This window comes from Solilutibacter silvestris, from assembly GCF_050574925.1.
Lineage (GTDB): Bacteria > Pseudomonadota > Gammaproteobacteria > Xanthomonadales > Xanthomonadaceae > Solilutibacter > Solilutibacter silvestris_A.
The window spans coordinates 509624-533625 of the sequence record NZ_JBCMOO010000002.1; the positions used below are offsets into that span (position 1 = coordinate 509624).

Sequence of the window (24002 nt, forward strand, 5' to 3'; positions counted from 1 at the left end):
GTAAAGGACCGGAAAACACGGGAGTTCATCGCGGCAAGCTCCGGTTGACGTCACGGGAGTTGCCCTTGAACAGGTTCTCGTCGAACTTGAAACGCAGACGCAAGAACACGCCCTGATTGGTGTACTCGCCGCCGCTCAATTCGTCGTCGCGAAATCCGCGGACGTTGTAGCCGGCGGACAGCCACAGATTGGACGTGATCATGTAGCCGACCTCGGCGCCGATCGCGTATTGCCGCGAACCACCCGGGCTCCACATCTGGTATGTCGCGCCGCTCACGTCCCAGCGCTCGCTCAGGCCGTAGGTCACGCGCGCGCCGAGCAGATAGGCGCGGAACTTGTCGCGCGACTGGGCGAAATAATCGGTCTGCTGCTTGCCCGCCAAACGACCCGTCACCCACCACACGCGATTCGGGTGCCAATCGGCCAGCACGCTGACGATGTGCTTGTCATAGCCGTTGCTGGCCGGCGTCAGCGCGGCCTCGCCGGTGCTGTCCTGCAGCCAGTCATCCATGCTGTAGTCACGGCGGGTCCAGTACTCGTACTTGCCGAGCACGTTCAGCCGGTTGGTGTCGGTATCGCGGTAGGCGAAACCGAACTGCGTGCGGTTCTCGTAGCTGCTCTTGCGATCGCCTTGGTAATCGTTGAGCAGATAGTAGTTGCGGAACATCGCGGTCCAATCGCGATTGAGCTTGCGCGCCACCGTGACCGTCGACAGCCAACTGTCATAACCGCTGTTCAACCACGAAGCCGTCGGTGCGCCCGCGACTGCGCCGCTGTCGTTGATCGCCCCGCTGCGCCGCCATTCCAGGCGGCTGTTGACCAGCCACAGTTCGCTGGGGCGCCAATCAAACGCGAATGTCGCCGCCGTGGACTTTTGCGCCTTGCCATTGAGCACCTGCAAGTGCTCGACGCCGGTTTCCATGCTGAAGGTCGGCGACAGGTTCCAGCGATTGCGGATACCGCTGGCCATCTGCGCCTGACGCGCGCCATAGGCGTCGTACATCCGGTATTCGTTGAAAACGCTGCCGCCCTGCATGTACTGCGTTTCGATCCCGAACACCAGCGCGTCGCTGTTGTAGGGGCTGGCGGTGCTCGCCCCGGTCGCCGGATCGCGCACCTGGTTCGAGGTCGCCACCGTGCTCAGGCCGGTGTTCCATTCATAACGGCCATACAGGCGCGTCTGATCGTGCACCCGCCAACCAACGCCCAGGGAGGCGCGGCGATGTTCGTTGTGGTCTACGTCCTGCTCAACTTCACCGCTGAGATCGAACCGCGCGTTCGGCTTGTACTGCGCGGCGACGCGCAACGCCGTGTAGGCCACCGGCACACCGGCCAAGCCGTTGCCGACCCAACTGCCGTAACCGCCGCTCCAGCTTGAACCGGTGTTGTACAGCGTCTGCCCGGTTCCCGGGTTGATCGCATTGCTCGAACCACCAAAGAATCCGCCGCCAAAGCCCGGCGTCACCACGCCGACGCCATAAGGTGCATTCAAATTGCCCGGCACCACCAGGCCATTCGCGCTGCCATTGCCGCTGTGTTCGCTGACGTGATTTGCGCCCACTTCAAGAACGAAGCGCTCATTGGGCTGGTAGCGCACGCCGGCCTGCGCTTGCATGCGATCGGCATCGGTGAGCCGATCCTCGATGTAATTGCCCTGCGCATACAGGCTCCAGCGTGCATGCGTCTTGCCCTTGTCTCCGCCCAGCAACCATGCGGCATTCAAGCCGCCCTCGCGGCGCCCACCCAGGAACGAGGCGGCGGGATTGTTGAAGTTGCGGTCGCTCTCGCCGTACCAGGCGAGAAAATCAAAACGCTCGCCGTTGTGGCCGAACTCGGCGCGCCACGCATCGCCACTGACCCGCACGCCATTCGCATTCGGGTCCAAGGTGTAGATATTGCCGCCCAGTGCGCTTTCGTCACTGCGCGTGCGCGCCACTTCGCCCCGCAACCAGGTGTTGCGGTCGAAGTTCACGGTCGCATTGGCGCTGGCCAGCTCGAATGGCGCGAGCGGGTTTTGATCCCTGACAAAACTGCCGCCGACTTCCAGGAACTTGTTGATCCGGTACTGGCCGTTGGCGCCGTACACCCAGTACTTCTGGCCGCCTTGTTCCACTTCGTAGGTGATGCGCACCGAGACCGGATTGAGGTTCTCGTCCACCGAGGGAATCGGGTGCGTGAAGATGATCCGGCCGCTGAATGGCTCGAAGGTGTAGTCGTTGAAGCGGCCCATCGTGTCGACGTTGATGATCCGCGCGGGCGCATTGCGGTCGCGCGTGATCACTTCCACCCGCTCGCTGCCCAGCACCGCATAGGTGCTGTTGCTGACCGTATACGGACCCGACAGGCCACGACCCGGGAACTCTTCGACGATCTGGCGCAGGGTGTCGTAGGACGCAAACACGTCCATCGCCCCCCGGTCATTCTCCAGGTGGCCGCGGATGCCGGTCATCGCCCGGTTGTATTGGCCCAGATCGCGCGTGCGCGTATCCGCCACATCGCCCTGGCCGTAGTGCTGGCTGAAGCCATCGCCAGTCGCGATGTCGCCATACATCAGGTAATTGCGGCCCTTGTCCAGGCGCAAGTACAGGCGGCTGTTGCTGCGCGCCTCGAAACCGACAATCGACGCATCGCCATAGACCGGGAACCAACGCTCCGGATCCAGATCGCGGAACAGTTGGTTGGAGTCGGGCTTGTCGCTGTCATATGCCATGGTCAGCAACGCATTGCCCTTGACCCGGCCTTTCAGGAAGAACGCAGTGCGCAGCGCAGCGTCGCGCTTGCCGTCACCGCTTTGCCGCGACCAGCTGTTGATGCGGTCTTCGAAATCATCGTTGGGACGCGCCTGGCTCAAGGCCAGCGGATTCTTGCGGTCGAAGCGCACGATTCCGTCCACCAGCCCCACTGCCACCATGTCGCGCAGGGCCGGAATGAACTGGATCTTGCCCTTCGCCAGCGCCTGTCCGGCGCTGACCTGCACCGTCACCGTGGTCGGCTCGATCGGCGCTTTCAGGCCCACTGTCGCCACGCCGTTGTGCACCACCAGCTGGACGCCCGGCGTCACCGGATCGCTATCCAATTTGCCGAGGCCGGCCTCGTCGGTGCGCGCGCCGGGCAACTGCAGCACACCATTGCTGGCCTCTACCGTGACCACCGTGTCCTGGGTCGACACGTTGCCGGCGACATCGAGCACGCGGATGCTCAGATTGGCCACCGTTTGTCCATCGGCCGGCAGGCTGTCGCGCTCGGTCTCGAGCTGAATCTGCCCCACGGTTTGCGCTGGCGCCATCAGGATCGAACTGCGCGCCGGCGCAAATTGGCCCGGAACCGGGGGCCGGGCCTGCTGCTGCGCGAACGCATTCCGGCCCGGAACCATCAGCCCCAACGCACTACAAACCGCACAGCACAGCACCTTGTTGTGAAGACGTTTCCGAGAAGCGTTGTTTCGCACCATCAAATTCCAATCCAAATAATTGTTCTCGTTGTTGCCAAGAGCCCCGGGAAATCAAGCCAATGGCGACACGACCCAAATCCGTGGGACATAAAGGGAAACAAGTGGCGCAGCCGCGCCCGAAGTGCAGGAAGCGCGCTTGGCGCCCTGCGTTGCCAGGACATGCGTGCATGCCCCGGATGCATCCCCTCACCCTCCCCTACCCGTTGCGATTTCGTGACCCGTCAAGACGGGTGCGTATGTCTACATAGAAAATGGTGCATCCACCTCATCCCCTGATCGTTGCGCCCCCACGAACTCTGCGTTCGCAATACCTCGACGGATTGCGCAAATTGCCGGGGAGGCCTAGAATGGGGAGTTCCCTGGCCTCCAGGGGCCGCCCACGTCGGGCGTCACCGACGAATACACACCTGCAGCACACACCCGCGCCGGGGTGTCCCGAGGCTTCCAGCCAAGGGATCTGTCGCGGAGGCCGCAGGGAGGCCCAACCCCGGAATCCGTCGCCCCTGGCCTTGAACAGGCATGAAGGCGAACCGCCATCCATTCCCTTCGGCGGTGGATTCCCTATCAGGAGTACACGCAATGCCCCAGATCACCATGCGCCAGATGCTGGAAGCCGGCGTCCATTTCGGCCACCAGACCCGCTACTGGAACCCCAAGATGGGCCCGTACATCTTCGGCGCCCGCGGCAAGATCCACATCATCAACCTCGAGAAGACCGTTCCGTTGTTCAACGACGCGATGAACTTCCTCTCGAAGATCGCCCAGAAGCGCGGCACCGTGCTCTTCGTCGGCACCAAGCGCAGCGCCCGTGATTCCGTGAAGGAAGAAGCCGAGCGTTGCGGCCAGCCGTTCATGACCCAGCGCTGGCTGGGCGGCACCCTGACCAACTTCGCCACCGTGAAGAAGTCGGTCAGCCGCCTGAAGGAACTGGAAGCCGCGGAAACCGACGGCACCTTCCAGAAGCTGGTCAAGCACGAAGTGATGACCCTGCGTCGCGAGCGCGACAAGCTGGAAGCCTCGCTGGGCGGCATCAAGGACATGAACCGCCTGCCCGACGCGCTGTTCGTGATCGACATCGGCCATGAAGACATCGCCATCAAGGAAGCCAAGACCCTCGGCATCCCGGTGGTCGCCGTCGTCGACACCAACTACGATCCGGCCCTGGTCGACTACGCCATCCCCGGCAACGACGACGCCATCCGCGCCGTGCAGCTGTACGCCCGTGCCGCCGCCGACGCCGTGCTGGAAGGCAAGGCCGCCGCGCCGAACGCCGCCAGCGTGAGCGAGGACGACTTCGCCGCCGAAGGCAAGCCGGCCCGCGGTCGTGCCCCGGCCCGCAACAAGGCCAACGCCGCCAAGGCTGCCGAAGGCGAAGGCGAAGTGATGGCCCGCGCCGAAGCCGAAGTGGCCGAGAACGAAGCCGTCGAGCGCGACGCCGCGGTGTAATCCCGCCGCAATCGAGCCGCGAGAACATCCGCGGCTCCGTTTCACGATCAAACCAAGTGGAGCCCCGCTGCTCCACTGAATCACTCATTTCCGAGGTTTACCAATGGCTGAAATCACCGCTTCCCTGGTCAAGGAACTGCGCGAGCGCACCGGCGCCGGCATGATGGAGTGCAAGAAGGCACTGACCGAAAACAACGGCGACATCGACGCCGCGGCCGAGTGGCTGCGCAAGTCGGGCCTCGCCAAGGCCGACAAGAAGGCTGATCGCGTGGCCGCCGAAGGCCGCATCGCCATGGCGCAGGCCGGCGGCAAGGCCGTGCTGGTCGAAGTGAACTCCGAAACCGACTTCGTCGCCAAGGACGCCAACTTCATCGCCTTCACCGACGCCGTCGCCCAGGCCGCCCTGGCCTCCGGCGCTGCTGACGCCGAGGCGCTGAAGGCCGCCAAGCTCGCTTCCGGTGAGACGGTGGAAGAAGCCCGCGCCGCCGCGATCGCCAAGCTCGGCGAGAACATCCAGGTCCGTCGCCTCGTCGCCATCGACAGCGCCAACAACGTCGCGGCCTACGTCCATGGCGGCAAGATCGGCGTGCTGGTCGAAGTCAAGGGCGGCGACGCCGACTTCGCGCGTGGCGTCGCCATGCACGTTGCGGCGATGAACCCGCCGTACAACAAGGCCGCCGACGTGCCGGCCGACTTCGTCGAGAAGGAAAAGGAAATCGAGCTGGCCAAGATGTCCGAGAAGGACAAGGCCAAGCCGGCCGACATCCTCGAGAAGATCATCGGCGGCAAGATCGCCAAGATCGTCAACGAAGTCACCCTGTACGGCCAGCCCTTCGTGCTCAACACCGACCTGAGCGTCGAAGCCGCGGCCAAGGCCGCCGGCGCCGACGTGGTGCGCTTCCAGCGTCTGGCCGTGGGCGAAGGCATCGAGAAGGTGAAGGAAGACTACGCCGCCGAAGTCGCCAAGGCGATGCAGGTCTGATCTCCACGTTCGCGTGAAATCGAAAGCCCGCTGGCAACAGCGGGCTTTTTTTGTTGCGGTGTGACGCTGTACGGCAGCGTATGTCCACGGAACTGACGCTGCGTCACTTCATGAAATTGTTTTCATGCCGTGTTGAGCACCGATTCATTTCCCGACTGTATTCGCATTGTTCGAATGCCAGACAAACCTTGATGGAAATCGCGTTTAGGCATTCATGATTGTCGAATAATTGTCGAACCGCACAGTTTAGATTTCAGGGCAATCGACCTGGCATCCGCTGGCACGGCTCCTGCTCATGGATGGGGGAAATCCCGTTTCACTCTTCCATACCCCAGGAATCGTTCCCCATGAAGAAGCTCTCCCTCCTCGCCGTCGCCGTTCTCGCCGTCGCCGCCGCTCCCGCCATGGCTGCCACCAATCCGGCCACCGCCAACTTCAATGTCACCCTGACCGTGCAGAAGGCCTGCACCGTCGGCGCCACCGACATCGCCTTCGGCACCCACGACTTCACCGAAGCCGGCCCGCTCAACGCCAACTCGACCATCACCGTGAAGTGCACCAAGGGCACGGCCTACACCGTCGCGCTCAACAAGGGCACCAACGGCGCCAGCGAAACCGCGCGCGTCATGAAGGGCGCCACCACCACCGACACCGTGGCCTACACGATTGCCAACAATTCCAGCGGCGGCACCAACTGGGGCACCACTGCCGGCACGGTCGGTGGAACCGGCAATGGCGCCAACCAGACGCTCACCGCGTATGGCCAGGTGCTGACGAGCGCGCTCAACGTCACTCCGGACAGCTATTCGGATGTCGTCACGGTCTCCGTCTCCTACTAAGCTAGACCCATGACTGCAGCACGCGCCCTTTCTGCCTGCCTGCTGGCCTGCGCACTCTTCGCGACGACACCCGCACGGGCGTCGTCGTTGCAGGTGGCGCCGACCGGCCTCGCCCTGGCCGCCAATCAGAATGCCGACGTGCTGCGGCTGTCCAACACCGGCAGCGAGCCGATGCGGGCGCAAGTACGGGTATTCCATTGGACCCAGCAGAATGGCAAGGACGTGCTGGAACCGACGCGCGACATCGTGGCCACGCCGGCCATGCTGTCGATCGCGCCGGGCGCCAGCCAGCTGGTGCGTGTGGTGCGGCTGACGTCACCCGGAGCCACGGAAGGCAGTTACCGGGTGATCGTCAGCGAATTGCCGCCGCCGAAAAAAGAAGGCGTCAAGGTCGGTCTGCAATTCGCCCTTGAATATTCGCTGCCGGTCTTCCTGTTGCCGTCAGGCGCCACGCAAGGCAATGACTATGCATTGCATGCACGGCGCATCGGCAATGAACTCGAGGTGTCCAACAGCGGGCGCATGCATGCCCGGCTGTCGCAGGTTTCGGAAGTGGGTGCGGGGGGACGGCGCAGCCCGTTGTTCCCCGGCCTGCTCGGGTATGTATTGCCTGGCCAGACCATGCGCTGGACGCTGCCACCCGCCAAGGATCCGGGCACCAGCGCCTTCGAGGCGGTGATCAACGATGACAACGCCGCCAGCCCGTTGCCGACTTCGACGACGCCCTGACCTCCTTGCGGTCGCACTGGCCTGTTGCCTGTTTCCCGTCATCGCGATGGCAGGCGACGGCACTGCCGCCGATCCGGGAGCGACTGGCGACGAGGTCTATCTCGAGGTATCGCTGAACCAGACGCAGAAGCCGGCGCTGTATCGCTTCGTGGTCCGCGACGGTCATCTCTATGCAAGCCCGTCGACCTTGCGCGAGCTGGGTTTGCGGACATCCGATGCCAACGCGGGCAACGATCTGTTGCCGGTCGAGCACGATGGCATCGTGGTCGCGTACGACGTCGCCGCCCAACGCGTGACGATCACCGCGCCACTGGCGCAAATGGTGCTCGCCACCACCCGCATCGACGCGCGCGCCCAGGCCGATACGGCATCGCCGACGCCGCTCGGCGTGCTTCTCAGTTACGACGCCGACGCCATCCACAGCGGCAATGGCGGCAACGTGGTGATCGCGCCAGCGCTGAAACTGTTCGGGCTCGGCCGCGCCACCCTGGAAACCGATGGCATCGTGCAGTCCAGTTCGATCGGCGATGGCTGGCACAGCCGCAGCGTGCGACTCGATACCCGCGCGCGCTGGACGTTCCCGGATCGTGCACTGGAAGTCGTCATTGGCGACACCTTGACCGATGGCCCGGACTGGAGCCGGCAAACCCGCATGGGCGGCATCCGCATCGGTACCAATTACCGTTCGTTGCAGCCATATCGCGTGCTGTCGCCCGGCCCGGTGTTCAATGGCGAAAGCGCGGTGCCCTCGAACGTCGAGTTGTACGTCAACGGCATCAAGCAGTACGAAGGCGAAGCGCCGGCCGGTCGTTTCGTCGTCAATGGCGCGCCGTCGATGGAAGGCCTCGGCAACGCGCAACTGGTGGTGACCGACGCATTCGGCCGCAGTCGCAGCATCGACATTCCCTTCTATGGCTCGCAGCGTTTGCTGGCGCCGGGACTCGACGACTGGTCGGTCACGCTCGGGCGCGTGCGCCTCGACTACGGCGCGCGTTCCTCGCACTACGCATCGGATACCGCGCTCGACGCCAGTTGGCGGCGCGGCTTGAATGGCAGCTTCACCAGCGAATTCCATCTCGAGGCCACCCGAGGCCTGCGCGAAGGCGGCGCCGGCGGTTCCTGGTTGCTTGGTCGCGCCGGCGTCGTGCATGCTGCCTGGGCAGCCAGCAGCACCGGCGCATTGCACGGATCGCAATCGGCGTGGGGTTATCAATGGGCCAACGGGCGCTTCAGCTTCGCGCTCGACAGCATCCGCAGCCACGGCGATTACCGCGATCTTGCCGCGGTCGAATCCGGTTTCCTGCCGCCACGCGTGTCCGAAAGCGCCAATGTCGGCCTTTCATTGGCGACGCTGGGCAACTTCAACCTTACCTATGCGCATCTCCAATACGTGGGACAACCGGCCAGCCGCCTGGCCGGCCTGTACTGGAGTCGCGCGGCGGGGCGCCGTTGGTTCGTCAACGCCGGCGGCAACATCGATCTCGATCACCACGACCAGCGCAGCTTCTCGCTGGGCCTCACCGTGCTGCTGGACGGACAACGCCAGGGGCACGCTTCGGTCCAGCGTTCGCAGGAGCGAACCATCACGCAAATCGACATGGCGAAGATGGCACGGGTAAACGGCGACATCGGTTGGCGCCTGCAAGCGCGCCACGACACTGCCGGCGGCAATGGCGGATTGGCCGAGGCGACCTGGCTGACGGAAGCCGTGCAGTTGACCGCTGGCGTCGCGCAGGACAATGGCAATCGCCAGTACCACCTCGCGGCGAATGGAAGCGTGGTGTGGCTGGGACGCAGCGTGTTCGCATCTCGCCAGGTCACGGATGGTTTCGCGCTGGTCGACACCGGCTATCCCGACGTGCCGGTCAAGCTCGAAAACCGCCCTTACGGCATCACCAACCGCAGCGGCCAGATCATCGTGACGCCATTGTTCCCGTTCCAGCGCAACCTCGTGTCGATCGATCCGACCGCACTGCCAGCCAATGTGCGCGTGCCGGTGCGCGAGAAGGTCGTGGTGCCCGGTGCCAGCGGCGCAGCGAAGGTGTCATTCGAACTTGCACAGGTGCATGCGGCCATCGTCGTGCTCCACGATGCCGCGGGCCGCGTATTGCCGATGGGCAGCGACGTGCATCGCGCCGGTGCGGCCGACAATGGCGACGACACCATCGTCGGCTACGATGGCGAGGTCTATCTGGAAGACCTGTCCGCAAGCAACGTGCTGGAAATCGCCATGCCGAACGGCCGTTGCACGGCGCGCTTCGACTACGCCGCGCATGGCGCCGACATTCCACGCATCGGGCCAGTGACCTGCGCCGCGGAGAACGCGAAATGAACCTGCGCGCCATCCTGCTGTTGCTCTTCCTCGCCGGCCTCAACCTGGCATCGCCGCATGCGCATGCAACGACGACCTGCAGCGCATCCGCGCCCGACATCGTGGTCGCCGGCTACGACGGCAGCGCGCAGGCATCGGCCAACACCAACGTGACGGTGACCTGCAATTCGGACGCGAGCTCGCTGTTGGGCGGAACCGTTTACGTCACCTTGTGCCTCTACATCGGCAACACGCCGCGCACGCTGCAGAACGGAAGCAATTCGCTGTCCTATGACCTCTACACGTCGGCCGGAACCGTTTGGCAGGCCTCGTCGGCGAGTCCTCCCTCGCAGCAGATCTTCACCTTGAGCTACCAGGTCGGCGGACTGTTCAGCAGCGGCGGCAGCGGCCAGATCACGGTGCCGATCAGCGCAAGGATCCCCGCGCAGACCGGATTGTCGACCGGCACCTATTCCCAGACCCTGACGGCGACCAGTGGCGAATTCAGAGGTTCGGAACCCACCGGCTTCGGCGGCGGCACATCGCAACCCGCCAGCTGCAAGAGCGGCGGCAATGGCGGCTCGACGACCTCGCTCGCCTTCCCCTTCACCGTTTCGGCCAATGTCGCCGCGCGTTGCCTGATCCGCACCGCGACCGACCTCGCTTTCGGCAGCGTGCCGGGCATCCTTGCCGCGAACGTCGACCAGACTTCGCTGGTCACGCTCAACTGCACCAATGCCACCGCCTGGAAGATGGGCCTCGACAACGGCATCAACGCCAGCGGCAGCACGCGGCGGATGACGGACGGATCCGGCAACTACGTGAACTACGAGCTGTATCGCGACAGTGCGCGCACGCAACGTTGGGGCAATACCGTCAACGTCGATACCACCGCCGGCACCGGCACCGGCATCGACCAGGGCGTGACCGTCTACGGGCGCGTCCCCGCGCCGCAGAACGCCACTCCGGGCAACTACAGCGATACCGTCACGGTGACCGTCAGCTATTGAATCCGGAAACGGAACGACCGGCGATTCGGCCATTCCGGTAGAATCGCGGCATCCCCCGACCTGCCCCGGAGCGCCCATGACCGCCCTCGTCCATCGCCGTGTCCTGCTGAAACTGTCGGGTGAGGCGCTGATGGGGGACGAGGATTACGGCATCGATCCCAAGGTGCTGGTGCGCCTGGCCAACGAGGTCAAGGAAGCGCACGACGCCGGCGCCGAAGTCGCGCTGGTGATCGGCGGCGGCAACATCTTCCGCGGTGCGGGCCTGGCCGAAGGCGGCATGGATCGCGTCACCGGCGACCACATGGGCATGCTGGCAACGGTGATCAACGCGCTGGCGATGCAGGACGCGCTTGAAAAGGTCGGACTGAAGGCGCGGGTGATGAGCGCGATCAAGATCAACGCGGTCGCCGAAGACTACATCCGCCGCCGCGCCGTCCGTCATCTCGAGAAGGGCCGCATCACGATTTTCGCCGCCGGCACCGGCAACCCGTTCTTCACCACCGATTCCGGCGCCGCATTGCGCGCGATCGAGATCGAGGCCGACCTGTTGCTGAAGGCGACCAAGGTCGATGGCATCTACGATCGCGACCCCAAGAAGCATGCTGATGCCGTGCGTTACGACCGCCTGAGCTACGACGACGTGATCGCCCGCAACCTGCAGGTGATGGATACCGCCGCCTTCGCGTTGGCCCGCGACAGCAAGCTGCCGATGCGCGTGTTCGACATCGACGAACCCGGCGCGCTGCTGCGCATCCTCAGCGGCGAAGCGATCGGCACGCTCGTCGCTGCGTGATTCCAATCATCTGAAATAGTATCCGCGCGCGGCATCGCCCAGACTTCCGCGATGAGCGGACACCACGACCATTCCCATTCCAATACCCGCGCGTTCGCGTGGGTCACGCTGATCAACCTCGCCTACACGGCGGTGGAAGCGTGGTACGGCTTCAGCACCAATTCGCTGGCACTGCTCTCCGATGCGGTCCACAACTTCGGCGACGTGCTCGGCCTCGGGCTGGCCTGGGGCGCCGCGTTGTTGGCCAAGCGCCCCCCGCAAGGTCGCCACACGTACGGCTGGCGCCGCGCCACCTTGCTGTCGCCGCTGGCCAATTCACTGCTGCTGGTGGTGTTCTCCGGCGCACTCGGCTGGGAGGCGATCCGTCGCTTCAATGCGCCGCCGACCATCCCGCCAGTGCCGGTGATGGTGGTTGCCGCGATCGGCATCGTGGTGAATCTCGCCGCTGCCGCCTTCGTGCATGGCGGCCACGAAAACGACCTCAATCGCCGTGGCGCCTTCCTTCACCTGGTTGCCGACGCCGCGGTGTCGCTGGCGGCGGTACTGGCCGGCGCCGGCATGATGTTGTTCGGATGGAGCTGGCTGGATCCGGTGACCGCGCTGCTGGTGTCGGTGGTGGTGCTGGTCGGCAGCTTCAAGCTGCTGCGCGACAGCTTCGATGCGGCGATGGACGCGGCCCCCGCCCACATCGACATCGAGGAAGTCTCGACCTTCATCCGCGAACAGCCCGGCGTCGTCGCGGTCCATCACCTTCATCTGTGGTCGCTGGGCAGCAACGAGATCGCGCTGACCGCGCACGTCACCCGCCCGCCCGCACCGGATGACAGCGACCACGACGGCTTCATCGACCACCTCAACCATGCGCTCGACGATCGCTTCGGCATCAACCACGCCACGCTGCAGGTGGAGCACGGCCGGGAATGCGGCCACGGCTGCCACGATCGCGCAGCGCATCACGATCATCACGACCACTGAGGGCCCGGGAGTGGCCCGACCGGCGGCGCGGCGGCGTTCCCCCCTATAATCCCGGGTCACGTTTTTGTAGGAGGCCGGGGATGCTGAACGAAATCAAGAAAGACGCACAGGCGCGCATGCTCAAGAGCATCGATGCCCTGCGCCACACCCTGACCAAGATTCGTACCGGTCGCGCCACCAGTGCGCTGGTGGATCACATCAAGGTGAACTACTACGGTTCCGACATGCCGTTGGCGCAGGTCGCCAGCGTCGCCGTCACCGATGCGCGCTCGCTCACCATCACGCCCTGGGAAAAGCCCATGGTCGCGGCGGTCGAGAAGGCGATCATCAATTCCGACCTCGGCCTGACCCCGACCACCGCCGGCACCACGATCCGCATCAACATCCCTGCCCTCACCGAAGATCGCCGCAAGGAACTCTCCAAGGCGGTGCATGGCGAGGGCGAGGACACCAAGGTGGCGATCCGCAACATCCGTCGCGACGCCAACCAGCACGCCAAGGATCTGCTGAAGGAAAAGAAGATCACCGAGGACGAGGCCGCGCGCCAGGACGACGAGATCCAGAAGATGACCGACAAGGCGATCAAGGATGTCGATGAGGTCGTGAAACTGAAAGAACAGGAATTGATGTCGGTTTGATGGGCCTGTTGCGCTTGGTCATGCAGCGTCATCGGAACCACTCGCGCTCGGTCACGTACTTCAGTACGCTCCCTCGCGCTCGGGTTCCTCTTCCTTGCCTGACCTGCGCTCACGACGGCCCTGAGATGGTTTGGAAAGTGGTGCCATGAACGCTGGCACCCCGAGGCACGTCGCCATCATCATGGACGGCAACGGGCGCTGGGCCGAACAACGCCGGCGCCCGCGCCTGGTCGGCCATCGCGCTGGCGCACGCGCCGTGCGCGACACCATCGAGTTCTGCATCGAGCACGGCGTCGAGGCGCTCACGCTGTTCGCGTTCTCCAGCGAGAACTGGGGACGCCCGCAGGAAGAAGTCAGCGGCCTGATGCGGCTGTTCCTGTCGGTGCTCGATCGCGAGGTGGACGAGTTGGCGCGTCGCGGCGTGCGCATCCGCTTCATCGGTGAGGCGCAGGCATTCTCGCCCGACATCCAGAAGCGCATGCAGGCGACGGAGGCATTGACCGCCGCCAACACCGGGCTGACGTTGGTGATCGCCGCCAACTATGGTGGCCGCCAGGACATCGCCGCCGCGGCCCGCCAACTGGCGACCGCCGCCCGCGATGGCCGCATCGATCCCGCCACCATCGACGAAACGGTCTTCGCTGCCCACATGGCGCTGGCCGATCTCCCCGCCGTCGATCTCTGCATCCGCACCGGTGGCGACCTGCGGATCAGCAATTTCCTGCTGTGGCAGCTGGCCTACGCGGAACTGTGGTTCACCCCGACGTTGTGGCCGGACATGGATGCAGCGACACTGCAGGCCGCATTCGACGACTTCTCCCGGCGCCAGCGCCGCTTCGGACTCACCGGGGCGCAGGCGTCCCGGCAACAGGCATAACGCATGGCAGCGACCCGTACCCGCATGATTTCCGCCTTCGTGATGGGGCCGGCGGCCCTGCTGGCGGTCCTGTTCCTGCCCACCAGCTGGATGGCGGTGGTCGCCGCGCTGCTGTTCCTCGGCGGTTTGTGGGAATGGTTCAAGCTCTCCGGCGTCGAGGACAGCCTGTCGCGCCTGCTGCTGGTCGCGCTGCATTTGTTGATGATGGTGGCGCTGGCCTGGGGCTCGCATACGGCGCAAGGCGGCACCTCGGCCCTCTTCGAAGTCGTGATCGTGATCGGCGCGGCCTGGTGGCTGTTGAGCCTGCTGTGGCTGGCCAATTACGAATTCGGCTCCCACCATGAAAGCTGGTCGCGGGTGGTGAAACTGCTCGCCGGCACGCTGGCGGTGATCCCCGCCTGGTGCGCGCTGCTGGTCCTGCACGGCACGCCGCAGGGTACGGTCGACCATGGCCTGATCCCGAAAGGCCACGTCTGGCTGCTTGTCGCGCTGATGACGGTCTGGGCCGCGGATACCGGCGCCTATTTCGCCGGACGCGCCTTCGGCAAGCACAAGCTGGCGCCGCGCATCAGCCCCAACAAGACCATCGAAGGACTGGCCGGCGGACTCCTGCTGGGCGTGATCGTCGGCATGGCCGTGGCGAGCTTCACCGGCATCGCGATCACCTCGCTGCCCGCGGTCGCCCTCCTCTGCGCGATCACCGTCCTGATTTCGGCGGTTGGCGATCTCTTCGAGAGCCTGCTCAAGCGCCACGCCGGCGCCAAGGATTCCTCCGACCTGATTCCCGGCCACGGCGGCATCCTCGATCGCGCCGACAGCGTGCTCGCGGCATTGCCGGTATTCGCGCTGGTGAAAGGATTGCTGGGGCTGTGAACGCGCACACCGGCCCCGTCCGGGTCGCGGTACTCGGCGCGACCGGATCGATCGGCGCATCCGCGCTCGACGTCATCGCCCGCCATCCTCGGCAATGGCGCGCCAGCGTGCTGGTCGCCGGCAGCCGCGTCGCCGAACTGATCGAACTGTGCCGCCACCATCGCCCCGAACACGCGGTGGTCGCCGACGAATCGGCTTTCGCCGCCCTGTGCGACGGTTTGCGCGATGCCGGACTCGCGACGCAGGCCCACGCCGGCATGGCCGCGATCGACGCGCTTGCCGGCAGCGATGCCTGCGAGGTGGTGGTGGCCGCGATCGTCGGTGCCGCCGGGCTCGATTCCACCCTGGCCGCGGCGCGCGCCGGCAAGCGCCTGCTGCTGGCCAACAAGGAATCGCTGGTGCTGGCCGGCGAGTTGCTGATGGCGACCGCTCGCGAACACGGCAGCACCATCGTTCCGATCGACAGCGAACACAATGCGGTGTTCCAGTGCCTGCCGGTCGACGGCGATCGCAGCGCCCTGTCGTCGATCGTGCTGACCGCATCCGGTGGCCCCTTCCGTGGCCGCACGCGCGCCGAACTGGCGGACGTCACCCCGGCGCAGGCGGTGGCGCACCCCAAGTGGTCGATGGGCCCGAAGATCTCGGTCGATTCCGCCACCCTCATGAACAAGGGCCTCGAGGTGATCGAAGCCCACCACCTGTTCAACCTGCCCGCCGAACGCATCCGCGTGCTGGTGCATCCGCAGAGCCTGGTGCATTCGCTGGTCGAGTTCGAGGACGGATCAACGCTGGCGCAGCTCGGCCTGCCCGACATGCGCACCGCGCTCGCGGTCGGCCTGGCCTGGCCCCAGCGCGTCGCTTCCGGCGTCGATCGGCTCGATCTGCTGCAGCACGGCACCCTGCAGTTCGAAGCGCCCGACCTCGAAACTTTTCCCGCGCTGCGCCTGTCCTACGAGGCGTTGCGTACCGGCGGCACCGCGCCCGCCATGCTCAACGCCTTGAATGAATTGGCCGTTTCAGCCTTTCTTCAGGGGAAATTGCGTTTCCTAGACATTCCCGCGCTGGTCGAAGAAGGACTGGCGATGCTGCCCGTCATGGCGGCGACATCGCTGGACGTGCTGCGCGACGCCGATCGCGAGGCACGCACGGTGGGTGAGCGCCTGCTGTCCCGTCATCTCCCCCGAGCCACCCCGCACGCATGAATGGTTTCTTCGGATCGTTGTGGTGGCTGCTCATCACCCTCGGGGTGTTGGTCACCTTCCACGAATTCGGCCACTTCTGGGTCGGCCGCCACTTCGGCGTGAAAGTGCTGCGCTTCTCGGTGGGATTCGGCAAGCCGATCTGGTCGCGCATCGGTCGCGACGGCACCGAATATGCCATCGGCGGAATTCCGCTCGGTGGTTACGTGAAATTCCTCGACGAGCGCGAAGCCGACGTCGCCCCGGAAGAACTCGACCAGGCATTCAATCGCAAGCCGATCTGGCAGCGCATGCTGATCGTCGCCGCAGGTCCCGTCTTCAACATCGTGCTGTGCGTGGCCCTGCTCTGGGGCATGCTGGTGATCGGCCGTCCCGACTACGCGCCGGTGATCGGCCAAGTCAAAGGCCTCACCGCCGCGGCCGGCATCCAGCCTGGCGATCGCATCCTGCGCATCGACGGCGAAGACATCCCGACCTGGAACGACGCCCTGCCGGCCTTGGCCCGCCGCGCCATCGCCCACCAAGTCGCGACGGTCGATGTCCGCGGTGCCGATGGCCGCGAATCCACCCACGCCCTGCGACTCGACCAGTTGCCCGCGCGCATCAACGAACTCGAGTTGATGGATGACATGGGCATGGCCGCCAAGCGACCGCCCGCGCCTCCGATCGTGGGGGACGTCGCGGCCGGCAGTGCCGCCGTCGGCCATGTGCAGCCCGGCGATCGCATTCTCAGCGTCAACGGCAGCCGGATCACCGACTTCGGGGACATTCGTCCCCTGGTGCAGAAAACGGAGCCGGGCGCGCCGGTCCAGCTGGTGGTCGAGCGCGCCGGCAAGACGCTGGACATGGCCATCGCGCCCATCGTGCAGGACGGCGCCCGGGTCATCGGGATCGGGCCGCAGCAGGACGACAATCCCCCCTACGACACCGTGCGCCGCCTTGGCCCGCTGCAGGCGGTGCCCGCGGCCATCCACGAGACAGGCGCCCTGCTCCACGATTCGGTGACCATGATCGGTCGCATGATCCGTGGCCAGGCCTCGCGCGAATCGGTGTCCGGCCCGGTCACGATCGCGAAGATCGCCAATGCCTCGGCCCAGATGGGCCCGGCCTACTTCCTGCGCTTCCTCGCCCTGATGTCGCTCAGCCTGGGCGTGCTCAACCTGCTGCCCATCCCGATCCTCGACGGCGGCCACCTCGCCATGTACGCCGTCGAAGCCGTGCGCGGCCGCCCCCTGGGCGAGCGCGCCCTCGCCATCAGCCAATCGATCGGGCTGATGATGATCCTCGGCCTGATGGGCCTGGCGTTCTACAATGACCTCTTTGGCCAGTTCCACTAGCCCCCCACCGGATTCGATGATGCGAAACCCCAGCCGTCACCTGCTTGCCCTCGCCCTGGCCGCCGCCCTGGCCACGCCCACCTGGGCGCAGTCCATCGTCGAGCCCTTCCGGGTGTCGGACATCCGCGTGGACGGCTTGCAGCGCATCGCTCCCGGCACCGTATTCACCTACCTGGCGGTGGAACGCGGCGACATGCTGGACCAGGCCAAGGCTGAACAGGCGATCCGCGCGCTCTACAAGACCGGCTTCTTCAGCGACGTCAAGCTCGATCGCCAGGGCGACATCCTGGTGGTGTCGGTGGAAGAACGCCCGGCCATCAACAAGGTCACCGTCACCGGCAACAAGGACATCAAGGACGACGACCTCAAGAAGCCGCTGAAGGAAATCGGCCTGACCGAAGGCGACACCTTCGATCCGATGAGCCTCGACCGCGTGTCGCAGGAACTGACCCGCCAGTACAACAATCGCGGCAAGTACAACGTCCAGGTGACGCCGTCGGTGACCAAGCTCGACCGCAACCGCGTCGACGTCGCCATCGCGATCAAGGAAGGCAAGGCTGCCAAGATCAAGCACATCAACATCATCGGCAACGAGAAGTTCACCGACAAGCAGTTGATGCGTGGCTGGGAATCGCAGACCACCAACTGGAGCAGCTGGTACAGCCGCGACGACCAGTACTCGAAGGAAAAGCTCTCCGGCGACGTCGAGAAGCTGCAGTCCTACTACCTCGACCGCGGTTACATCGACGCCGACGTCAGCCAGGACAATACCCAGGTCACGATCAGCCCCGACAAGCGCGCGATGTTCATCACCGCCGGCCTGACCGAGGGCGAGCAGTACAAGGTATCGGCGCTGACCATCAGCGGCGACACCATCCTGTCCAAGGAAACCATCCAGAAGCAGTTCGACGCCTTCATCAAGCCGGGCTACGTCTTCTCGCGGCGCGCGATGGAAGCGGCCACCGATTCGGTGACGGCGATGCTGAGCAACATCGGCTACGCCAACGCCCAGGTCGTCCCCAACCCGACGGTGGATCGCGAGGCGCGCACGGTCGCGCTCGACATGCAGGTGCAGCCGGGTCCGCGCGTCAACGTGCGCCGCATCGTGTTCAAGGGCAACAACCGCACCGCCGACGACGTGCTTCGCCGCGAAATGCGCCAGTTCGAAGGCGCGTGGTACTCGCAGGCGGCGATCGACCGCTCCAAGATCCGCCTGCAGCAGCTCGGCTACTTCGAGAAGGTGGACATCGAATCGCAGCCGGTGGCGGGCGCCCCCGACCAGGTCGACCTGGCGGTGAACGTCAAGGAAACCAACTCGGGCACGCTGAGCTTCGGCGTCGGCTACTCGCAGTTGGGCGGCGTGATGCTCAACGGCAGCATCTCCGAGCGCAACTTCCTCGGCAGCGGCAACCAGCTCACCATCGCCCTGCAGCGCAGCGCCTACCAGAAGCAGATCTCCTTCAACTTCCTCAACCCGTACTTCACCAAGAACGGCGTCTCGCTGGGCTACAACGTCTATTACAGCGACACCAACTACGCCGACGCCAACGTCGCCAACTATTCGTCCAGCCAGGGCGCGGCGCAGATGGTGCTCGGCCTGCCGATCACGGAATGGGATTCGGTGTCGTTCATGCTCGGCGTCGATCGCAAGAAGATCAGCGCGAACATCTACACCCCGCAGCCGATCTGGGACTACATCAACGCGATCGGCCACATGACCTTCAAGGCGGCGCGCGCGCGCGTGGCGTTCGGCCGCGATACCCGCAACGATGCCCTGCAGCCCAGCGTCGGCATGCTGCAGCGCCTGTCGCTGGAAGCGACGCTGCCGGGTTCCACCGCCAAGTACTACACGATGGAATACACCGTCTCCAAGTACTGGCCGTTGAGCTCTTGGCTGGTGCTGAACGCCGTCGGCGACGTCGGCTACGGCAACTCCTACGGCGCCATCCGCACCACCACCCTGCCGGATGGCCGCATCGTCAATTCGCGCGGCCTGCCGTTCTTCGAGAACTACTACGCGGGCGGCGTGTCGTCGGGCGGTCGCGTCCGCGGCTTCGTCGACAACTCGCTGGGTCCGCAGGCGACTTCGGACTTCTACAGCTATCCGCAGCCGATGGGCGGTTCGTTCAAGACCGTCGGCACGCTGGAAACGTTCTTCCCGCGCATCATCGATTCGCCGTCGGCACGCCTGTCGGCCTTCCTCGACTTCGGCAACGTGTTCAAGGACCGCGCCGCCTTCAAGACCTCGGAACTGCGCGCGTCCACCGGTATCGCGCTGATGTGGCGCTCGCCGATGGGCCCGATCTCGATCAGCTATGCCTATCCGTTGCGCTACCAGCGCGCCGACAAGCCCGGCCAGTTGAAGGACCAGATCGAACGCCTGCAGTTCACCTTCTCCGGCACCTTCTGACGAAGACGGTGCGGAGGTGGGGGACACAGCCACGGGGTTCACGCTTGCGGAGTTGTCGCAACGCTTCGGCCTGGAGTTGCGCGGCGACGATCCGACCGTCCTGATCCACGGCGTCGCCACCCTGGCATCGGCCGGCGGCGGACAACTCGCCTTCCTCGCCAATCCGCGCTATCGCGGGCAGCTTGTGGAGAGCAAGGCCGCTGCGGTGATCGTGCGCGCGGAAGATGCCGATGCCGCGACCATGCCGGCATTGGTCGCACGCGATCCCTACTCCGCGTTCGCGAAGATTTCGGCGCTGTTCGAAGCGCGCGAAACGCATCCCGCCGGTGCCCATCCGAGCGCGGCGATTGCCGCCGATGCGGTGGTCGATCCATCCGCTTCCATCGGCCCGTTCGTGAGCATCGGCGCGCGCAGCCGCATCGAGGCAGGCGCGGTGATCGGCCCCGGTTGCGTGATCGGCGAAGACTGCGTCGTCGGTGCCGGCTGCGAGCTGGTCGCGCGCGTCACCCTGGTCACGCGCGTGCGCCTCGGTCGCAACGTGCGCATCCATCCCGGCGCCGTGCTCGGCGCCGCCGGCTTCGGCCTGGCGATGGAGGCCGGACGCTGGCTCAACGTGCCGCAACTCGGCGGCGTGGCGATCGGCGACGATTGCGAGATCGGCGCCAACACCACCATCGATCGCGGCGCGCTCGACGACACCGTGCTGGAAGAGGACGTGCGCCTCGACAACCAGATCCAGATCGGCCACAACGTGCGCGTCGGCGCGCATACCGCGATGGCGGGCTGCGTGGCGGTCGCCGGCAGCGCGCGCATCGGCCGCTACTGCCTGATCGGCGGCGCGGCCGGCATCGTTGGCCACATCGAGCTGTGCGACAAGGTCACCGTGACCGCGATGACGCTGGTCACCCATTCCATCCATGAGCCGGGCGAGTATTCCTCGGGGACCCCGATGATGGAAAATAGGCAGTGGCGCCGCTCGGCGGCCCGCTTCCGGCAACTGGATGCGCTGGCCCGCAAGGTGAACGGCCAGGACAAGGAGAATTCATGAGCAACACCCTGCAACTGCCGATCGACGCGGTCGGAATCCAGAAACTGCTTCCGCACCGCTACCCGTTCCTGCTGGTCGATCGAGTGACGGAGTTCGAACCTGGCAAGCGCATCCTCGCCTACAAGAACGTCAGCACCAACGAACAATTCTTCCAGGGCCACTTCCCCGGCCACCCGGTGATGCCCGGCGTGCTGGTGATCGAAGCGATGGCGCAGGCCGGCGGGTTGCTCGGCTATCTCTCGCGCGACACCGCACCCGACAAGGACATGATTTCCTATCTGGTCAAGGTCGACGACGCCAAGTTCTCGCGAATGGTCGTGCCGGGCGATCGCCTCGAACTCGATGTCTCGATCAAGCGCGTCATCCGCAACATGACACTCTTCACCGGCATCGCCCGCGTCGATGGCGAACAGGTCGCCTGTGCCGAAATCCTTTGCGCCGAGGTCAAGGCCGACTGATGGCGAGCGAGATCCACCCCAGCGCGCAGATCGATCCCGGCGCCCGCATCGGCGCGAACGTGCGCATCGGCGCGTTCACCGTGATCGGCGCGGACGTGGAGATCGGCGACGGCACCTGGATCGGATCGCACTGCAGCGTCACCGGCACCACCCGCATCGGTCGCGACAACCGCATCGTCGGCCACGCCGCGATCGGCGGCGACCCGCAGGACAAGAAATACCACGGTGAACACACCACGCTCGAAATCGGCGACCGCAACACCATCCGCGAATTCGTCACGATCAACCGCGGCACCGGCGACGGCGGCAGCATCACCCGCATCGGCGACGACAACTGGCTGCTCGCCTACGTGCACATCGCCCACGACTGCATCGTCGGCAATGGCTGCGTGTTCTCCAACAACGCCACCCTCGCCGGCCATGTCGTGGTCGGCGACCAGGTGATCCTCAGCGGCTTCGCCGGCGTCCACCAGTTCTGCCGCATCGGCGCCCACGCCTTCATCGGCATGGGCGCCTTCGTCAATGGCGACGTGCCACCGTTCCTGATGGTGGCGCAGGAAAAATACGCCCGCGCGCGCGGCATCAACAGCGAAGGCCTCAAGCGACGCGGCTTCGATGCGACGCGGATCGCCGCGATCAAGCGCGCCTACCGCACGCTCTACATGGGCGAGACGAAACTCGACGAAGCGAAGGTCGAACTGGCGGAGATCGCCGCCGGCAGCGAAGACGTCCGCGCCTTCCTCGACTTCATCGAACGCGGCGAGCGACCGCTGTTGCGATGAACACGCCGCTGCGCATCGCCCTGTGCGCCGGCGAGGCCTCGGGCGACCTGCTCGGCGCCGACCTCGTGCGCGCCTTGCGCGAACGTTTCCCCGATGTGGAATTCGCCGGCATCGCCGGACCGAAGATGCGCGCCGCCGGCGTCACGTCGTGGTGGGACGCTTCCGAACTCAGCGTGATGGGCCTGGCCGAAGTGCTGCGCCACCTGCCGCGATTGCTGCGCCTGCGCCGCGACTTCCGCCAACGCGTGCTCGACTGGAAACCCGATGTCTTCATCGGCATCGATGCCCCCGACTTCAACCTCGGCGTGGAGAAATGGCTGAAGGCGCGCGGCGTGCGCACCGTGCACGACGTCAGTCCTTCGATCTGGGCCTGGCGCGAGGAGCGCGCCGAGAAGATCGGCGAGAGCGCCGATCGCGTGCTCTGCCTGTTCCCGATGGAACCGCCGATTTACGCCAAGCATGGTGTCGATGCACGCTTCATCGGTCATCCGTCGGCCGATTCGATGCCGCTGCAACCGGATCGCGCTGCTGCACGGCACGCGCTCGGCATCACCAGCAATGGTCCGGTGCTGGCGTTGTTGCCGGGATCGCGCATGGGCGAAATCGCGCGGATGTTGCCGACATTCCTGGAAACCGCGGATCGCGTCGGCAAGCAGATCGACAATCTCGAAGTCCTGATTCCGGCAGCGGACGAACAGTGCCGGCGCGCGATCGAATCCCGATTGCAACAGACGCCGCTGGCGCATGCGCGCGCAAGCATCCTCGACGGGCAGGCACAGCAGGCGATGGTCGCCAGTGACGTCGTGCTGCTGGCATCAGGCACCGCCGCGCTGGAAGCGATGCTGGCGAAACGGCCGATGGTGATCGGCCATCGCATCTCGCCGACCACCTATCGCATCGTCAGGATGTTCGGCCTGCTGAAATCGCGCTTCGTCAGCCTGCCCAACATCCTCGCCAATCGCGAACTGGTCCCGGAATGCCTGCAGGACGATTGCACGCCGGAACGCCTCTCCGGCGAACTGTTGCGCTGGCTGCGCGATCCGCAGGCATTCGCCGCGATCGAACCGGAATTCGTTCGCATCCACGACGAATTGCGCCGCGACGCATCAACGCAGGCAGCGCAGGCGATTTCCGACTTGATCGCGCAACGCGCGCCGTCGCCGGCGGCATGAGCGCGCAATCCTCGTCCGAATCCGATTCAATGCTGCGCATTGCCGGCGTGGACGAAGCCGGTCGCGGCCCGCTCGCCGGCCCGCTGGTGGTTGCCGCGGTCGTCTTTCCGCCGGGACGCACGCCGGTGAACGGCCTCGACGACTCCAAGCAGCTCAGTGCCAATCGCCGCGAGGCGCTCTATCCGCGCATCATCGAACGCGCGCTGGCCTGGAGCGTGATCGAGGTCGAGGTCGAGGAGATCGACCGCATCAACATCTACCAGGCGACCATGGCCGGCATGCGCCGCGCGCTGGAAGCGGTGGCCGCTCATTGCGATATCGCGCGCATCGACGGCAACGCCCTGCCCAAGGGCCTGCCTTGCCCGGCCGAGGCATGGATCGGCGGCGACGCCCGCTGCCGGTCGATCATGGCGGCATCGATCCTGGCCAAGGTCACCCGCGACCGCCTGATGGCCGATCTCCACCGCCAATACCCCGAGTACGGCTTCGATGGCCACAAGGGCTACGGCAGCCCGCAGCATCTCGCGGCCCTGCGCCAGCACGGGCCCTGCCCGCAGCACCGCCGCAGTTTCGCACCGGTCCGCGAGACGCTGATCGTGCAGGGCCAACTCCTCTGAGCCGGCGCCCCGCGATCCGGCCCATGTCAAGCCTTGTCCCGACCCGTCCGCGACC

The 24002-nt window shown here is 65.5% G+C and carries 20 protein-coding genes; 19 read left to right on the forward strand and 1 reads right to left on the reverse strand.

Annotated features, from left to right (window positions below):
* Positions 1–25: 25 nt before the first annotated feature.
* The gene (locus ABE093_RS02955) at positions 26–3286 is read right to left on the reverse strand and encodes a hypothetical protein (protein ID WP_430759351.1); all 3261 of its coding nucleotides are present in this window, start codon (positions 3284–3286) and stop codon (positions 26–28) included.
* A gap of 744 nt (positions 3287–4030) precedes the next feature.
* On the opposite strand from ABE093_RS02955, the gene rpsB reads away from it, so the two are divergent.
* The 19 genes from rpsB to ABE093_RS03050 all read left to right on the forward strand — a co-directional run bounded on the left by rpsB (position 4031) and on the right by ABE093_RS03050 (position 23947).
* Positions 4031–4897 carry a 30S ribosomal protein S2 gene (gene rpsB, locus ABE093_RS02960; protein WP_430759352.1) on the forward strand — a complete coding sequence of 289 codons (867 nt, stop codon included), beginning with the start codon at positions 4031–4033 and terminating at the stop codon, positions 4895–4897.
* Between the two features lie 103 nt (positions 4898–5000).
* Positions 5001–5879: a translation elongation factor Ts gene (gene tsf, locus ABE093_RS02965; protein WP_430759353.1), complete on the forward strand. Its 879-nt coding sequence runs from the start codon at positions 5001–5003 to the stop codon at positions 5877–5879.
* A gap of 347 nt (positions 5880–6226) precedes the next feature.
* The gene (locus ABE093_RS02970) at positions 6227–6718 is read left to right on the forward strand and encodes a Csu type fimbrial protein (RefSeq protein ID WP_430759354.1); all 492 of its coding nucleotides are present in this window, start codon (positions 6227–6229) and stop codon (positions 6716–6718) included.
* Between the two features lie 9 nt (positions 6719–6727).
* The gene (locus ABE093_RS02975) at positions 6728–7447 is read left to right on the forward strand and encodes a fimbrial biogenesis chaperone (RefSeq protein ID WP_430759355.1); all 720 of its coding nucleotides are present in this window, start codon (positions 6728–6730) and stop codon (positions 7445–7447) included.
* 46 nt (positions 7448–7493) lie between these two features.
* Positions 7494–9779: a fimbria/pilus outer membrane usher protein gene (locus ABE093_RS02980; RefSeq protein WP_430759356.1), complete on the forward strand. Its 2286-nt coding sequence runs from the start codon at positions 7494–7496 to the stop codon at positions 9777–9779.
* Entirely contained in the window at positions 9776–10768 is a 993-nt protein-coding gene (locus tag ABE093_RS02985; protein ID WP_430759357.1) for a Csu type fimbrial protein, read from the forward strand. The genes ABE093_RS02980 and ABE093_RS02985 overlap by 4 nt, the downstream gene beginning before the upstream one ends.
* A gap of 76 nt (positions 10769–10844) precedes the next feature.
* Positions 10845–11561: a UMP kinase gene (pyrH, locus tag ABE093_RS02990; RefSeq protein WP_430759358.1), complete on the forward strand. Its 717-nt coding sequence runs from the start codon at positions 10845–10847 to the stop codon at positions 11559–11561.
* A 51-nt stretch (positions 11562–11612) separates the two neighbouring features.
* Positions 11613–12536 carry a cation diffusion facilitator family transporter gene (locus ABE093_RS02995; RefSeq protein WP_430759359.1) on the forward strand — a complete coding sequence of 308 codons (924 nt, stop codon included), beginning with the start codon at positions 11613–11615 and terminating at the stop codon, positions 12534–12536.
* A gap of 80 nt (positions 12537–12616) precedes the next feature.
* Complete coding sequence (gene frr, locus ABE093_RS03000) at positions 12617–13174, forward strand: ribosome recycling factor (protein WP_430759360.1); 558 nt, start codon at positions 12617–12619, stop codon at positions 13172–13174.
* Between the two features lie 145 nt (positions 13175–13319).
* Positions 13320–14051 carry a polyprenyl diphosphate synthase gene (uppS, locus tag ABE093_RS03005; RefSeq protein WP_430759361.1) on the forward strand — a complete coding sequence of 244 codons (732 nt, stop codon included), beginning with the start codon at positions 13320–13322 and terminating at the stop codon, positions 14049–14051.
* Positions 14052–14054: 3 nt separating this feature from the next.
* Positions 14055–14924: a phosphatidate cytidylyltransferase gene (locus tag ABE093_RS03010; protein ID WP_430759362.1), complete on the forward strand. Its 870-nt coding sequence runs from the start codon at positions 14055–14057 to the stop codon at positions 14922–14924.
* A complete protein-coding gene (dxr, locus tag ABE093_RS03015) occupies positions 14921–16126 on the forward strand; it encodes a 1-deoxy-D-xylulose-5-phosphate reductoisomerase (protein WP_430759363.1) in 1206 nt (401 codons plus the stop codon). Before ABE093_RS03010 ends, dxr begins: the two co-directional genes overlap by 4 nt.
* Entirely contained in the window at positions 16123–17460 is a 1338-nt protein-coding gene (rseP, locus tag ABE093_RS03020; protein WP_430759364.1) for an RIP metalloprotease RseP, read from the forward strand. The genes dxr and rseP overlap by 4 nt, the downstream gene beginning before the upstream one ends.
* A 16-nt stretch (positions 17461–17476) precedes the next feature.
* Positions 17477–19870, forward strand: a complete 2394-nt coding sequence (gene bamA / locus ABE093_RS03025) for an outer membrane protein assembly factor BamA (RefSeq protein WP_430759365.1) — start codon at positions 17477–17479, stop codon at positions 19868–19870.
* A 16-nt stretch (positions 19871–19886) separates the two neighbouring features.
* On the forward strand, positions 19887–20918 hold the full coding sequence (lpxD, locus tag ABE093_RS03030; RefSeq protein ID WP_430759366.1) for a UDP-3-O-(3-hydroxymyristoyl)glucosamine N-acyltransferase: 1032 nt from the start codon (positions 19887–19889) through the stop codon (positions 20916–20918).
* A complete protein-coding gene (gene fabZ, locus ABE093_RS03035) occupies positions 20915–21376 on the forward strand; it encodes a 3-hydroxyacyl-ACP dehydratase FabZ (RefSeq protein ID WP_430759367.1) in 462 nt (153 codons plus the stop codon). Before lpxD ends, fabZ begins: the two co-directional genes overlap by 4 nt.
* Positions 21376–22158, forward strand: coding sequence for an acyl-ACP--UDP-N-acetylglucosamine O-acyltransferase (gene lpxA / locus ABE093_RS03040; RefSeq protein ID WP_430759368.1), 783 nt, complete (start codon positions 21376–21378; stop codon positions 22156–22158). The genes fabZ and lpxA overlap by 1 nt, the downstream gene beginning before the upstream one ends.
* On the forward strand, positions 22155–23330 hold the full coding sequence (gene lpxB, locus ABE093_RS03045) for a lipid-A-disaccharide synthase (RefSeq protein WP_430759369.1): 1176 nt from the start codon (positions 22155–22157) through the stop codon (positions 23328–23330). The genes lpxA and lpxB overlap by 4 nt, the downstream gene beginning before the upstream one ends.
* Complete coding sequence (locus ABE093_RS03050) at positions 23327–23947, forward strand: ribonuclease HII (protein WP_430759370.1); 621 nt, start codon at positions 23327–23329, stop codon at positions 23945–23947. Before lpxB ends, ABE093_RS03050 begins: the two co-directional genes overlap by 4 nt.
* Positions 23948–24002: the final 55 nt, after the last annotated feature.